Source organism: Sandarakinorhabdus sp. (genome assembly GCF_051860625.1).
In the GTDB taxonomy this organism is placed as follows: Bacteria; Pseudomonadota; Alphaproteobacteria; order Sphingomonadales; family Sphingomonadaceae; genus Sandarakinorhabdus.
The window spans coordinates 1-14,504 of sequence record NZ_JBHYDQ010000021.1 but is presented as its reverse complement, the minus strand read 5'-3'; the positions used below and the strand labels follow the sequence as shown (position 1 = coordinate 14,504).

At 65.4% G+C, this 14,504-nt stretch carries 10 protein-coding genes; 5 read left to right on the top strand and 5 right to left on the bottom strand.

Features of this window, described 5'->3' with window-relative positions; genetic code table 11:
- Window positions 1-71: 71 nt before the first annotated feature.
- On the bottom strand, window positions 72-1,328 hold the full coding sequence (locus ACTIEZ_RS15080; RefSeq protein WP_439547513.1) for a NosD domain-containing protein: 1,257 nt from the start codon (window positions 1,326-1,328) through the stop codon (window positions 72-74).
- Between the two features lie 159 nt (window positions 1,329-1,487).
- Here ACTIEZ_RS15080 and ACTIEZ_RS15075 point away from each other — a divergent pair, with 159 nt between their 5' ends.
- The 5 genes from ACTIEZ_RS15075 (at window position 1,488) to ACTIEZ_RS15055 (ending at window position 5,782) form a co-directional block, all read left to right on the top strand.
- Complete coding sequence (locus tag ACTIEZ_RS15075; RefSeq protein WP_439547512.1) at window positions 1,488-2,090, top strand: TIGR02466 family protein; 603 nt, start codon at window positions 1,488-1,490, stop codon at window positions 2,088-2,090.
- A 219-nt stretch (window positions 2,091-2,309) separates the two neighbouring features.
- Window positions 2,310-3,248, top strand: a complete 939-nt coding sequence (locus ACTIEZ_RS15070) for a hydroxymethylglutaryl-CoA lyase (protein ID WP_439547511.1) — start codon at window positions 2,310-2,312, stop codon at window positions 3,246-3,248.
- Window positions 3,245-4,450 carry a CaiB/BaiF CoA transferase family protein gene (locus ACTIEZ_RS15065; protein WP_439547510.1) on the top strand — a complete coding sequence of 402 codons (1,206 nt, stop codon included), beginning with the start codon at window positions 3,245-3,247 and terminating at the stop codon, window positions 4,448-4,450. The genes ACTIEZ_RS15070 and ACTIEZ_RS15065 overlap by 4 nt, the downstream gene beginning before the upstream one ends.
- Before the next feature lie 23 nt (window positions 4,451-4,473).
- Complete coding sequence (locus tag ACTIEZ_RS15060) at window positions 4,474-4,779, top strand: hypothetical protein (protein WP_439547509.1); 306 nt, start codon at window positions 4,474-4,476, stop codon at window positions 4,777-4,779.
- A 67-nt stretch (window positions 4,780-4,846) separates the two neighbouring features.
- Complete coding sequence (locus tag ACTIEZ_RS15055; RefSeq protein ID WP_439547508.1) at window positions 4,847-5,782, top strand: aspartyl protease family protein; 936 nt, start codon at window positions 4,847-4,849, stop codon at window positions 5,780-5,782.
- A 5-nt stretch (window positions 5,783-5,787) separates the two neighbouring features.
- On the opposite strand, the gene ACTIEZ_RS15050 is transcribed toward ACTIEZ_RS15055, so the two are convergent.
- The 4 genes from ACTIEZ_RS15050 to ACTIEZ_RS15035 all read right to left on the bottom strand — a co-directional run.
- On the bottom strand, window positions 5,788-6,486 hold the full coding sequence (locus ACTIEZ_RS15050) for a hypothetical protein (protein WP_439547507.1): 699 nt from the start codon (window positions 6,484-6,486) through the stop codon (window positions 5,788-5,790).
- Window positions 6,473-8,449, bottom strand: a complete 1,977-nt coding sequence (locus tag ACTIEZ_RS15045; protein ID WP_439547506.1) for a CHASE2 domain-containing protein — start codon at window positions 8,447-8,449, stop codon at window positions 6,473-6,475. Before ACTIEZ_RS15045 ends, ACTIEZ_RS15050 begins: the two co-directional genes overlap by 14 nt.
- A gap of 9 nt (window positions 8,450-8,458) precedes the next feature.
- Window positions 8,459-11,695, bottom strand: a complete 3,237-nt coding sequence (locus tag ACTIEZ_RS15040; protein WP_439547505.1) for a CHAT domain-containing protein — start codon at window positions 11,693-11,695, stop codon at window positions 8,459-8,461.
- Window positions 11,692-14,504: beta strand repeat-containing protein (locus ACTIEZ_RS15035; protein ID WP_439547504.1), on the bottom strand; the 2,813-nt coding region annotated here is incomplete at its 5' end. The genes ACTIEZ_RS15035 and ACTIEZ_RS15040, both read right to left, overlap by 4 nt.

Sequence of the window (14,504 nt, the reverse complement as noted above, 5' to 3'; positions counted from 1 at the left end):
TCGCCAGAAACTACCTCTCAGCCACGCACCTCGCCGCAAGCCTCACGTTCTGGTGCAATTGAGTCCGGAGCCTAGGCCAGCGCATGGCGCGGGCCGGAACGGTGGTTGCGCAGCGCCCGACCGACCAGTGCAAATCCCAGCAGGAACAACACCCAGCTTTCCGGTTCGGGCACCGCGGCACCATTAACGCCAAAGCGCGCCAGATTGTCACCGCCATCACCGCCGCCATCCCCGCCGTCAGATTGCGACCGGCTGTTCCACATCCGCGACACCATATCGCTGCCCACCCGTCCGTCGAGAGTCGGCACCAGATCGGACCAGATCCGGTCCGGCAGCACGAAATCCGTCGTGCCGGCCAAGTGGCGCAGATCAAACCGCGGGTTGTTTTCACGCACCACACTCACGGCCGTGCCGGTGCGGATGGTGGTTTCCCACTGCGAATTGGGCATGGTGACCAGCACATTGTCCTTGATCAGGCTGTCGCGACAGCCCAGGCAACTGATGCCGTGCGGATAACTGACCGCAGCATAGTTGCCGGCAAAGGTGATCCGTTCGCCGCTGAATGCGCGCGGATCAAGCGACACGAACGCCTGCATGTCGCCGATCGCCGTGTTGTTCATCACGTAGATGTCGGATTGGACCAGGCCCAGGGCAGAGGATTCCGATCCGGTCCACATCTGCACACAATCCGGATGGGCGGTGCTGTGCGGAATGAAGTTGGTGCAGCGGTTTTCCGAAACGATCACGCGATTGCTGCTGATCAGACGCAACCCGTCCTCGGTCATATCGTTGAAGTGGTTGTTGGTGATCAGGCTATCCCTGGCGCCGCCGATGTGGATGCCCATCCGGACCCCGCTGACCTGATTGTCGCGCAGCGTCAGGAAATTGGCCGTACGCACCAGCATTCCGCCGCGATTGTTGCTGCCGGTACCGATGATGTTGGCACTGCTCAGGCTGACATTGGTCACCCGCTCGAAGGTCACCGCGTACCATTCGCGGGTGTTGACCGTGGCGCTGCCAAAGGTGCCACCGGAAACCGCGATATTCTGGACATCGTTCAACCGCATGCCCTGCAACAAGCTTGCACCATGCGCGTTGACCTGAACACCGCCGAAATCGCGGTTGGACAGGGTGAGAATGGTGTTGAACACACCCTCCAACTGCAACGTGTCGCCGGGCTGCAGCGCGGCCAGTGCTGCGGCGCGGGTGGTGTCGGTCATCACCACGGTCTTGCCGGCCAGCGCCGGGCCAGCAGTAACCAGGACGATCATCGCCAGCAGGCTGACGCCGAGCTGTCGAATTCCGTGGGTCTGGTTGCTGCGCATCATCACTCTCCCTGGATGGCGGCCCGCCGGGTTGGCCACAGCATCCAGGGTGGGTAACGACAGGTCCGAAATGGGCCTGCGCGGTTTCGGGGTGGACTCCATCCATTCTGGAGGGAACTGGCGGGCTTGCCTAAGCTGCGTCGACGCGCGACAGGCAGCGGCATGACCATCCAGCCATTGTTCGTGACGCCGTTGTGGCAGGGCCAGCTCGCGGATGCGGCACTGCTGGCCGATCTGGCGGCCAGCGTGCGGGTGCTGGCGGTGGACGATATGGCCGGACGGCGCTGGTGCAGGGATCACCGCTATCGCGGCTACACCAGCTATGCCTCGCTCAATGATCTGCCGGTGCGCGATCCGGCGTTCGGCACGCTGGCGCGCTGGCTGGTGCGGCAGGCGACCACGTTTGCGGCGGCGGCGCATCTCGATCTGGCCGGACGGCGCCCGCGGCTCGACAGCCTGTGGGTCAATATCCTCAAACCCGGCGGCGGCCACAGCGGCCATATCCACCCGCACAGCATCATTTCGGGTACGCTGTATCTGGAGGTGCCTGACGGCGCCGGCGCCATCCGTTTCGAGGATCCGCGGTTGCCGATGCTGATGCACGCCCCGCCCCGCCGCAGCGACGCGCCGCGCGAGGCGACGACGTTCGTTTCGGTGCCGCCGGCGCCGGGCCTGCTGCTGCTGTGGGAAAGCTGGCTGCGCCACGAAGTGCTGCCCAGCGCCGCCAAGGCGGACCGATTGTCGGTGAGCTTCAACTTTTCTTGAAAGCCTCGGCCCCCAACCGGCCCGTCGTGCAAGCTCGTCCCATAAGGTCACGCATATTGCCCCATCAAAGCGGGTGGATTGCCCGGGCCAAATGCGCGCAAAGGCGCATTGCCCAATATGGGACACCAATACCCACGGTTCGGCCGCCACATCGGGCAGAATCCGGATGCATTTTCGCTGGATTTGCCTCCATCGGCCGATTGTGCTTCCGTGATTGTCATGATCGCCCCCGCAGAAGTTTCGATCGTCGAGGTCTCCCCCCGGGACGGCCTGCAGAACGAGGCCGGCTTTGTTGAAACCGCTGATAAACTTGCGCTCATCGATCACTTGATTGCCATGGGCGCCCGCCGGATCGAGGTGGCCAGCTTCGTCAATCCGCGCCGTGTGCCGCAGATGGCCGATGCGGAACATGTGGTCGCCGGCTTGCCTGAAGGGCGCGGCGTGCGATTCATCGGGCTTTGTCTGAACGAACGCGGCGTTGACCGGGCGATTTCCACCCTCAGTTCCGCCCGCCCACTTGATGAAGCCGGCTGTGTGCTGGTTGCCAGCGACAGTTTCGGCATCATTAACCAGGGCCAGCGCGTCACCGATGGCATCACCGCCAACAGCGCCATGCTGAAGAAGGCCCGCGACGCCGGGCTGTTCGCACAAGTCACCATCAGCGCCGCCTTCGGTTGCCCCTACGAAGGCCCCATCGCACCCGATCATGTCGTCGCACTAGCCGCTCGCATGGCCGACGCCGGCGCCCAGGAAATCGCGCTGGCCGACACGATCGGCGTCGCGGTGCCGGCGCAGGTGCAGGAACTGACGACCCGGGTCATCGCCGCGATCGCGCCGATCCCGATCCGCCTGCACTTGCACGACACCCGTGGCCTGGCGCCGGCCAATGCCTGGGCGGGGTATCAGGCCGGGTGCCGCACCTTTGACTCAGCGCTCGGTGGTCTGGGCGGGTGCCCGTTCGCGCCCGGCGCTGCCGGCAATGTCGGCACCGAGGAACTTCTCTATTTGTTCGACAAGTCCGGCATCGCTACCGGCTATGATCTGGCGGCAGTGCTGGCGGCCAACCGGTGGTTTGCCGGCATCATGGGCCGCCCGTTGCCCAGCCGCGCCGGCAAGGCTGGCGATTTCGTGGCACGTGGGCTGCCCGCGGCGCAATGATTGATCACGTCATTGAAAATAAAGGTCCCTTGGCTGGGCTGACCGTGATCGAGATGGGCCAGCTCATTGCCGGCCCCTTCTGCGGTCAGTTGCTCGGCGACATGGGCGCCAATGTCATCAAGATCGAGGCACCGGGGGCGGGCGACCCGATGCGCGGCTGGGGCGGCGGTGACCAGCCGATGTGGTGGCAGGTGATTGCCCGCAACAAACGCTGCGTATCATGCAATCTGCGCACCGCCGAAGGCCAGGTCCTGGCGCAGCAACTGATTGCAAAGGCAGACATATTGATCGAAAATTTCCGGCCCGGCACGCTGGAAAAATGGGGCATGGCGCCCGCGTCCCTGCACGAAAGCAACCCCGGCCTGATCATCGTGCGCGTCTCCGGCTATGGCCAGACCGGGCCCTATGCCGCCCGCGCCGGCTTCGGCCTGATTGGGGAGGCGATGGGTGGCTGGCGCGCCATCGTTGGTGACCCTGATCGCCCGCCGGCGCGCATGGGCGTCTCGATCGGCGACACGCTGGCCGCCACCTATGGCGCACTCGGTGCGCTGGCCGCGCTCAACCATCGCCACGCCACCGGCAAAGGCCAAGTGGTTGATTCCGCGCTCTATGAGGCGGTGCTGCAGGTGATGGAAAGTATGGTGCCCGATTATGCAGCGTCGGGCTTCGTGCGGGAACGCTCTGGTGCAATCCTGCCCGGCATCGCTCCGTCCAATGTCTATCCGGCCAAGGACGGCGACTATCTGATCGGCGCCAACCAGGACACGGTGTTTGCCCGGCTCTGTGCCGCCATGGACCAGCCGACACTGGCCCAGGACCCACGCTATGCCACCCACGAAGCGCGCGGGCGGCACCAGCACCAACTCGATGAATATATTGGCGAATGGACAGCAAGACACACGATTGCCGAGCTGGAGGCCAGGTTGGTCGCGGCCGGCGTGCCGGCCGGTCGACTCTATCGCCCGCAGGACATGCTGGACGACCCGCATTTCAGGGCGCGTGAGGCGATCGTTGCTGTGCCGCACCTTGGCCTCGGCACGGTGACGATGCAGAATGTGATGCCCCGCCTGTCAGCCACACCAGGCGCCATTCGCCGCCATGCCCCTGAAACCATTGGGCAGGACAATGAAGAGGTCTATGGCAGCATGCTGGGCCTCGACGCCGATGAGCTTGCCGAATTGCAGCAACGTGGCATCATATAATCTGCCACGAAGGGAAACGAACGATGCGCACCAAGATGATCGTACTGGCCACCGCGCTGCTGGCTGCGGTCCCGGCGCTGGCCGACACCGGCCATGGCTTCCGCAACGAAACCATGAGCGGCCTGCGCTGCCGCCTGTCCACCGAAGCGCGCGACACCGCGATGACCATCCAGCTCGAGCCCAAGGAAAAGGTGATGGTCAACAGCAGCTATCGCGACATCCGCTGCGACGCGCCGGTGATGCGGGAACGCTTCGCACTGGCTGACGGCAAGACTTATGTGTTCCGCCGCCTGCCCGATGGCAATCGTATCAGCCTGACGCCGGAGTAAGCGCCCGCGCTGCCCCGCGCCACTGCGGCCTCTTGCGTTGCTGCAGCATTGGGCAGAAACTCTGGCGATGAGTATGATTGCCTTGTGGTTCGTTGTTACCACCGTTGGGGCCCCTGCGCCCGCCATGATCCCGCCGCCGCCCAGCGAGCCCTTCATCGCTGCAGCCACCATCGACGACAGCCTGGAGATCGAAGGCGAAGCACTCGAAGCCGAGCAACTGAAAAAGCGCCTGTTCATCGACGTGAAGGTGAACAACAGCGGACCGCACCGCTTCCTGGTCGATTCGGGCGCCGATCGCTCGGTGGTCAGCGACGGGCTGGCTCTGCAACTCGGCTTGCCAGCCGGCGCACCGGTGCGCGTGCAGGGCATGGCCGGCATGCGCGAGGTCGCCACGGTCGAGGTCGCGGAGTTGAGCTTGGGGCAATCCGATATCGGCCCGATCACTGCGCCGTCGTTGGCGGCTGATCACTTGGGCGCAGATGGCTTGATCGGCATCGATGCGCTCGCCGATCAACGGCTTATGCTGGATTTCGACAAGCGCACGATCACGGTGCAGGATTCGCGACAGCCTTATACGGGCGGCAGCAGCGGCGAAATCGTGGTGACTGCCCGCCGCCGCAAGGGCCAGTTGATCATCACTGAGGCCTCCGTCTCCAACCGCGGCGTGTCGGCCGTGATCGACACCGGCAGCGAGATTACCCTGGGGAATCCCGCGCTGCGCGAGCGCCTGTTCGGCAACCGGCGGCCAGCCGGCATGAAGGAAATCGAGCTGCTGTCGGTCACCGGCCAGGTATTGAAAGCCGATGCCGTCGTGCTGAACAACATCCGGATCGGCGGGCTTTACCTCAACAATGTCGTGGTTGCCTTTGCGGACGCGCCGCCGTTCCACCTGTTTGGTCTGGCGGAACGGCCGGCGATCTTTCTAGGCTCCGATCTGCTGTCCAGCTTCCGCCGCGTCAGCCTGGATTTCCGCAACCGCAAGGTGCGTTTCACCTTGCGCTAAGCGCCTCAGTTCTGGAGCGTATTGGCGGCCAGACGCAGAAACTGGCTGTCGCAACCGGCACTGGCCAAAGCGGCACCCAGCGCTTCGACATCGGCCGGCGCAGTCAATTGTTTGATGGTCAGCGTCACCGGCGCCTTGCCGCCATTGATCGTCAGCATCCCGGCCTTGCCGGCAACGGCTTCCGGCAGGTTGGCCAGCGCCTGGCCCGGGCCAAACATCACGCTGGCGCTGCTGCCGTCCTCACGCGTGACGGTCAGCGTCTGCGCCGCCGTGGTTTCGGCCCGCCACAGCGCAATGTTGGCGGGATCGATGGCGCACACGGTGTCGCTGGTGCGCGTGTCGAGAGCCCAGACGCCGGGCGGCGTGGGCGGACCCTGATCCTGGCCGGCGGCACGCACGGCCCCGATCCGGGCGCGGCGCGCGGGCTTCTGCACGAGCAGGTCAGTGAAGGCCACCTCCTGTGCAGCAGCGCTGGGTGCGGCCAGGCTGAAAGTACCGGGGCCAGAAAAGCTGCGGGTGCCCTTGGCATCGAGCACGACGATCGAATCGCCGGCCTTCAGGGTCAACGGCCCATCGGGCAAACGCTGCCCAGGCTTGAAGCCAACTGCAGACGGCCCGGCCGCCCTTACCACCAGCGGGCCAGCCGTTGCCGCCGTTGCCGCCAGCAATGTTGCCAGCACGCCCAGAGTCTTAATCGAGATCATAGATGCCTCCCGGTCCTACCTGTTCCAGTCGTTGTACCAGATACGTGAGTGCCTTGTCTTGCGGTGCAGCGGCAACGTGTTGCTTCAGCCGGTCCAGCGCCTGCGTCTCGCCGCGCTCGAAGTCGGCGTAGAGGCTGGCAAGCTCCGGATCCTGCACAGCGGCGCCTGCGCCCAGCGGTTCGAACACTTCGATCGGCTTGTCACGGCCGCGCACCCGCACCCGGCCCATGGCACGAAAGCGGTCCAATCCCATCTTCTCGGCGGCTTCGCGGCTGATCAGCGCGGCGGTCTTCAGCTTCTTGTTCGCGCCCTCCAACCGGGCGGCGACGTTCATCGAATCGCCCAGCGCCGTGTACTGGATACGGCCTTCACCGCCGAAGTTTCCCACAACAACATCGCCCCAATGCATGCCTACGCGGGTACGACCCATCGCGGGCCGAGCCCCTTCGGCATGGCGAAATCGCTCGCCGGCCTGTGCCATCTCCACGGCGCAAGCCAAGGCCCGGGCGGCGTCATCCGGGCGCGCGAGCGGAGCGCCCCAGAAGGCCACCACGGCATCGGCCACGAATTTATCGATGGTGCCACCATGTTTCAGCACCACGTCGCTCATCGTATCGAGATATTCATTCAACGTGGCAGCAACGACTTCCGGCGGCTGGCTTTGGCACATCGACGTAAATCCTTCGATGTCGCTGAACAGGGCAAAGATCGGCCGCCGTTCACCCTTCAAGGCCAGCTTTTCCGGTTCGCGCAGTATCTGTTCGGCCACATCGCGCGGCAGATATTTGCCCAGCGCGCCTTGCGCGAACTTGCGCTGATCGGCGCCGACAAGACGCGCTGTCGTGGACGCCGCCATCAAGGCCAACAGCCAGCCGACCCCCAGGCCGGCACAGGGCAAGCCATAGGTATCATATCCCCAGCCCTGCATTGCATAGGGTAGCCAGCCAAGCAGACCGACCTCGGCAATCACCAGCGGGCCGAGCACACGCACGCCCAGATCGAAGCCACCGGTCAGCGTACCCAGCAGTACCGCGAGCAGCGCCAGGGCCCACAACACAGCGGGCGGGATCGGGGTGAGGCGCGTGCCGTCCAATGCCTGGGCAATCAACACGGCATGCAGTTCCACGCCAGGTGTGGTGACGCCGGAAATGCGGGTGAACGGTGTGATGAACCGATCCACTTCGGGCAGATCAGCGCCCAGCAGCACGATCTTGCCGGCGATCGCGTCCTGCAGCGCGGCCGCGGTTGCGGCATCGCCGAACAGGTCGACCGGCAGGGACGCAAACACGGGGCGATCGGCCAGCAGCGGCTTACGGAACATCGCCGATCCCCGGTAGCGTTCATAGCCAGTCTTGCCGATGATGCGGTTGACCAGCAGCCCTGGCGGTCGCTGCGCCGGCTCAGGCCATTGCCGCCACGTGTTGTCGCTATCCACATCGAGGCGGATATTGGCGGTGCGTACCGGCGCCGAGACCACGCTGCCGAAAAATTCGCGCATATGGGCTTCCTGCCAGGGCTGAACAAACTCGCCATTCTCGGTACTGCTCGAAAAGCCGAAATAGGTCGGGGTCTTCATGCCAAGCAGTGCTGCCTTCAGCACCGGGTCCTCGGGCTGCGGCTGATCGATGAGAATGTCGACGCCGATTGCCCTGGGGCCCAATGCATCCAGATTGGTCAGCGCGCGCGCCAGCATCGTGCGGTCGAGCGGCGATCGTTTGCCGGTTGCCGCCAGCGTTTCCTCGGTGAACACCACCAGCACCACCCGCTCGTCCTGATCGACACGCGGTGCATTCAGATCGACACGAACATCATAAAGCCCGCGTTCGGCCGACACGGCAAAGGTGAGGTTCCAACTGTAGCGCGCCACCACCAACGCCATCACCAAGACCAGCAGCGTTACCCCCAGCCGAAGCGGCCCGGCCTGAGCTACCGCACGTTGCAGATTGGCGACTCGACCAGACATGCCGGGCGATCAGCGTTCGTGTGCAGCAGCGCCTGCGGCACCCGCAGCAGTTGCGCCGTTTGCTTTCCCGATCAGTGGCTTTGCAGCATCACCAATGATCGCAAAGCCTGACCAGTAATAAGGATGCGACGTTTCCAATACGTCCATCATGCGCTGCTGCGACTGGCGCAATGCCTCGCCTACCGCGATCTGCCCGGCGTTGGCGAACAAGCCGGTGATCAAGGTGCGCGTCGCATCGAAGCTGTCGGGCACCGGCCAGTGGCTGGCAATTACAGCGCGCGCGCCGGCGCCGACGAAGGCGCGCACCAGGCCATCGAGCGCGAAATTGCCGCCGGTGGTGATGCCAGCCTCACGCGTGGCCGATGCGGTAGCGGCACCGGCCGTGTCACAGGCCGACAGGATGATCGTATCGGCATCGAGGCTGAGATCGAAGATATCGCTGAAGCTGAGCAGGCCATCGGTGCCTGCGCCGCCAAAGCTGGTCAAAAGCGCTGGCCGCGCGGGGCATTCGGGCCGCGGCGCCGTGACGAGGCCGTGCGTGGCAAAATGGATGACGCGATAGTTTTTCAGATCGGTGCGCGCCATCATGGCCGTATCGGTAAATTCATTGCCCGTTGCCACGGCTGCGCCGCCACTGCGCAACAGATCGGCTGCCAATCTCAGCTCTGTGTCCGCGATCGGTCGCGACCATTCGGCCAGCGGCCAGTCACACTCGCCGCGGGGCGGCACGGCGCTGGCGTTGGCGGGCGGCTTGGGGATGGTCGGAATTGCGCTGGCGGCGGCGGGCAGCGCGGCGATCAACGCCGAGGCGCCGCGGGTGCTGCCGCTGCGGCCACCTGCTGCCGTTGCAGGCACTGGTGCGGGCGCCGTGGCAGCGACCAGCAATTCTGGCGGGCGCGCTTCGGTGGGAATGCTGTTTTGGCCCAGCCCCAGATAGGCCTTTTCGGCACGGCTGCCAGCAATGTTGCGCACATCCAGGAAAGCCCGCGGCGAGGTCGCTGTGGACACCATGCGGTCACGGCCCAGCCAGGCCAGCCCGCGGGCATCAAATGGATCGGCGTTTTCGTCGTCCAGCCGGGCCTGATAGGCCGCCAGATTGTCGTCGGCAGTGATCAGCAAGTTGAACGGCAACTGCAGCAAGGCCCCATCGGGTTCGACCACCAGATGCCGGCTGGCCAGCAGCAATTTTGCAGCTGCTCCGTCTTCCGGCCCGGCCAGCAATTTGTACAGCCGGCGTGCGGCGGCTGCATCGAACGGATAGGTGGTTGGCCGGCCATTTTCAAAGATCACCACCGTGTCGCGAATGGCTTTCACCAGCTCGCCCAGCTCCTTGGCCGTGGCAGCAATCGGATGCACTGACGCCGTCTGCCGGCCGAGCACGAGCGCATAAGCCTCATCACCCAGCAGGATCAGCTTGAAATAGGCTTCATCGCCGCCCAGCGCTTCCTGCAGGCCGGCAATGGTCACCGTGGTGTTGCTGATGCTGCGATAGCGCGGAAAATCTGCCAGCCGGGCCAGCACGGCGGTCTGGTCGCGGCTCAATTGCACCAGTCGGTCGCGCAAGGAGGCTGCCTGTTCCTGCTCGATCGGGCTGGGCGTCTCGATCTGGGCGAGTTGGCTGATATCGGCCTGGGTGCGCACCAGATCGCGTGACAAGGTCACCGATTGGCGAAACAACGCCGAGGCGGCGTCGCTGCCACCCGACAATTCGCGGGCCAGCACGGCCTGGGTCTGCGCCACACCCGGCCGCAGCAGGATTTGGCTGGCATCGAACAAATCGGCAGCGGCAGTGGCGTCACCCTGGGCAGCGAGGCCGGCAAACCATGGCACCAGCAAAGGCCGCAGCAATTGGCCGGCACCAGGCGTATCGGGCGCGGCCTTCACGATGCTGCGGAACAGCGGCGCCGCCTCGGCATTGCGGCCCTGGCGCTGCAGCAGGGCGGCCTGCCGGGCCTGTGCCGCGAGCAAGGCAGCCGATTGCGGATATTGCAGTTCGGTCAGCGCCACGGCATTGGCCAGCGCAGCCAAAGCCTCGTCAGCCCGGCCCAATTGCTCTGCCACACGGCCACGTTCGGTAGCGACCGCCGCGCGCAGCCACAGGATGGACAACACCCGGCCAGAGCGCACCCGCGCCAATTGTGTGTCCGCGTCGGCAAGCGCCGCATCGGCAGCCGCCAGATCGCCAAGACCAGCCTGCGCCGCGCCGCGCAGATACAGCGCCTGCGCGTCGAGGATCTGCAACCGTTCCTCCGGCGTCAAACCGGCGCTGCCCGAACCAAGTGCGCGGATGGCGGCATCGTCGGTGTTCAGGCGCTGCGACAGGGGCGTGTCGATATAGCCGGCTGCCAGCCGGCCGGCAGCGGTGGTGCCGACATTGCCGCCCACCGAGCGTGCGAGGACATCCAGTGCGCCCTGGTTCTGGCGGGTATTCAAACGGTGCTGTGCCAGGGCGTTGCGTACCAGGCGGCTGGCCACGGGATCACTAGTGTCCAGCGTCTGGGCGGCGCGCGCGAACAGACGTTCGGCTTCGGCAAAATTGCCCAGATTGGATTTCTGCAGGCCTTCGTTGGCCAGATAATCCGCGCTGCGGGTAAATCCCGGCGCCCCCTGACGGTTGCGCTCCACCAGCAGATCGAAAAATTCAGCCGCTTCAGCAAAGCTGGAGGCGTTGTTGCGAGCATAGGCTTCGGCAAGCGCCTCGCCCGGCTCCAGACTGCCGGCCTGGATGCGCGCGAATGCCGCCGGATCGCCAGCTTCGGTGGCCGCCACTTCGACCGTGCCGGTCACCGGCGCGTCGGCCAGCAAGGTCCGCAAACCCAGTTCCAGCGCCGAGGCATAGCCGGCAAAGCCATCGGCCACATAAAGGGTGCGGCCCTGCATGACCTGGATGCGCAGGCGATTCAGCCCATCAACCGTGCAATTGCTGACCATGGCGCCGGTGATGCCCGGCACCGATGTTGCCACCGGGGCCGGGCAGCCCGCCGTCAGCGCCGGCGGGCCCGATCTCAGCGCATACAGGCTGCCCACCGGCGCCGCGGCATCGCGGCAGACAATGCGATAACCGCGGTCGAACATGCCTTTCAACGTCGGATCAGCCACTTGCGCCTGGGCCGTGCACAACACGCCGGCATTCCCGATGCGGAAACTTTCGGCGAGCGCAAGGCTTTCGGCGGCGGCCGGTGCTGGCACGAGGCTGGCGACGCACAAGGCGGCTGCCAACCAGCGCACATGGGTTTGCCAGCTCACTTCAATCCTCCCGGCCGACGCACGCCGCTCGGGCTCGGATCGAGCCACAACGCCGGGTTGCCGCCGCTGGCTGCCGGATCATTGGTGTCCGGCGCGGCGAACAGCGGGCTGAAGTCAATCAGGCGCTGCAGCACCACGATCGGCAGTTTTTCCACGGCTTCCTGCGCCTCTTCACGCTGCTGTTCCTCGTCCGGCGTCAGCGCGACGACATTGTTCACGATCACCGCGACCTGCTGCTCGCTCTGTTCCGGCGGCAGTTGTGGCTGCGGCTCAGGCGGCGAAGGAGGCTCCGGCGGCTGCGGCTCCGGCGGAGACGGCGGTGGCGGCGGCGGCTCCGGCGGTGGCGGCGGTGGCTCGACCGCGCAGCCTGAAACCAGAGCACAGCCGTTGATCTGCGCACCAGCGGCAAAGCGTGTCGGATCTGGCAACAGAGTAATCAGGCTGCGGGTGCCGTCATTGACCACAAAGTTGCCATCCTCACCCAGCACCCGGCCGTTCAGAACCAATTCAACCAGCTCGTTCGGGCTGCCGATCGCAGTGATGATCACACCGCCACTGCCAGCTGTGAAGCCAGCACTGGTCTGCGCGTCGCCGCTGTTCTGGATCAGCACATCTTGCGCGGCGTTGATGCGAATGATGTCCGCAATCAGGCTGCCGCCAGACGCCAAGTTCGTCGCGGCTGCATTCAGGGCCTGGTCGCGGGCGATCCCTGTCAGGCTGCCGCTGGCGATCTGCCCAAGCAGCGTGTCGCTCGCCACCCGCACGCGGTTGGCTGTCAGCGTTAGGGTCGCGGCCGGCATATCTGCAGTGCTGCCCAACTGGATGCGACCGCTGCCCTGCACCACCTCGATGCGAGAGTCGGCGAACAATGAGAGATTATTGGCCGACGTTGCCTGCGCCATCGTCACCGGACCTGTCACCCGCAACACACCGCCGCTCCGCAGCGTTACGCTGGTTGCAACTGCCTGGGGTTGGCCGGTCTGGCCGGACTGTCCTGGCACGCTGGCCGGCAGGTCCAACTGGTTCACCGTCATCGTGCCAACGTTCAGTCGCACATTGATGTTGCTGGCCCGCAAGGCAGCGAATTCGGCGTTGGTCAGGCTATAGCTGCCATCAACGGCGGCGCCACCAATGGCGGCAAGCACGTTTCCGTCGGCTGTCAGGTTGATGTTGGTTGCGCCATTGCCGCCGATGATAATGCCATCGGCAATGGCGATATCGCTGGAGGTGATGCTGGTGTTCGCACTCGTCACCGACCCGGCCAAAGTGGCAGTGCCGCCGACATCAACCAGCACGTTGGTCGGCGCGGTGATGGTTTGGGCATTGAAGCCACCGGTGGCTGCTGCAACGAACAGCCCTGTGTTGGCAGCGCCGCTGAGGCTGATGTCGCCCACCAGCCGGGTCGGCGTGCTGGCCAGCAACGTGGCAAACAGCGGATTGCCGGCCGGATCGAAGGTGATTTGCGGCAGCATTTCGTGGCTGGCGATATAGATGAAGCCATTGGGTGATGTGCTGAGCGCGCCGGCACTGATGCCGCCGGTATCCAGCAGTACGATGCCACCTGGCGCCGTGACATTGCCGGTCGTGACGCCCAGCACACCCGACAAGGTCGCGCTGCCCGACACGTTGATGGCTCCAGTGGAAATCGTACCCGGCGTGGAGGCAAACACGACGCCGGCCGCGCCCGAAGCTGGCATCACCGTGCCGGCATCGATGTTGCCGGTGATGATCGTGCCGCCGGCCGCCAAGAACACCGAATCAGCGGCCGACAGCGCGCCTGTGGTCAGGGTGGTGGCGGCGTTCAGCCTGATATCGTCGCTGGCGCGGATTGTGCCAGTCACCAGCGCACCGCCGATGCCGCCAACCTGGGTGGTCGTCAGCGACAGCGTGCCACCCACATCCAGATTACCGGTCGTGATGTCGCCGGCAGTGGCCAGCGCCAGCCCGCCCTCCGCCGTCAGATTGCCGAGCAGCAGGTTGTTGACCGAGTTGATGTTGATGAAACCGGCACTGTTGGCATCAAGCAAGTCAACGATGGTGCCGTTGACGATGGCGCCCGCCGTGACATCGACGCCTTCGCGGGCCTGGAAGCGGCCAGCAGTTGACGCCTCCAGCAAGCCGGCGGTCAGGAAGCCGTTGACCGATATATCGCCTTGCACCTGTCCGATGGCGGCGGCGAGCAAGGCTGCATAGCTTGGCACGCCGGCAGTGAACCCGAGCAGACCGCCCTGAGTGAAGTTGCCAAACCGCACCCGGCCGCTGTCCGGCGTGGCGATGGCGCCCGTCGTGATGGTATTGCCCAGCAGGATCAGGTCGCGACCACTGGTCAGGGCGCCGCTTGCAAGGGTTCCGCTGGCGAGCAAACCGATATCAGTGGCGGCATTGATGCTGCGGAGATCGACATTGCTGCCGCGCACGAACACGTCGCCGGCCGCAGCACGCAGCGTCCCGGCGGCGGTGACCGCGCCGGCGGCGTCAAGCGTGATGCGATCGCCCGCATCAGCGCTGGCCAGCGTCAGCAGCCCGCCGCTGCTGACATTGATCGCGCCGGTGGCGGTGATGCCGCCCAGATCAGCGCTGGTCGCGGCCGTGATCGCCACATCAGCGCTGCTGGTCAGTGCACCAAACTGCACGCTGCCGGCCTCGATCTGGGTCAGCCCCGCCGTGGTCGCACCGCTGAGGTTGATGAGGCCGCTGGCGCGCAGGTCGAGCGGGCCGGGCACACTCAGCGCGCCGGCGACGACGATGTCGCCATTGATCGGCCCCGTGCTGGTGGCCAGCAGGCCGGCATAGTCGGGCGCTGCCGGAT

What these genes read in the sequence shown, in the direction of transcription:
- ACTIEZ_RS15080 (WP_439547513.1), bottom strand. Translation starts at nt 1,328, where the DNA reads ATGATGCGCAGCAACCAGACCCACGGAATTCGACAGCTCGGCGTCAGC.
- ACTIEZ_RS15075 (WP_439547512.1), top strand. Translation starts at nt 1,488, where the DNA reads ATGACCATCCAGCCATTGTTCGTGACGCCGTTGTGGCAGGGCCAGCTC.
- ACTIEZ_RS15070 (WP_439547511.1), top strand. Translation starts at nt 2,310, where the DNA reads ATGATCGCCCCCGCAGAAGTTTCGATCGTCGAGGTCTCCCCCCGGGAC.
- ACTIEZ_RS15065 (WP_439547510.1), top strand. Translation starts at nt 3,245, where the DNA reads ATGATTGATCACGTCATTGAAAATAAAGGTCCCTTGGCTGGGCTGACC.
- ACTIEZ_RS15060 (WP_439547509.1), top strand. Translation starts at nt 4,474, where the DNA reads ATGCGCACCAAGATGATCGTACTGGCCACCGCGCTGCTGGCTGCGGTC.
- ACTIEZ_RS15055 (WP_439547508.1), top strand. Translation starts at nt 4,847, where the DNA reads ATGAGTATGATTGCCTTGTGGTTCGTTGTTACCACCGTTGGGGCCCCT.
- ACTIEZ_RS15050 (WP_439547507.1), bottom strand. Translation starts at nt 6,486, where the DNA reads ATGATCTCGATTAAGACTCTGGGCGTGCTGGCAACATTGCTGGCGGCA.
- ACTIEZ_RS15045 (WP_439547506.1), bottom strand. Translation starts at nt 8,449, where the DNA reads ATGTCTGGTCGAGTCGCCAATCTGCAACGTGCGGTAGCTCAGGCCGGG.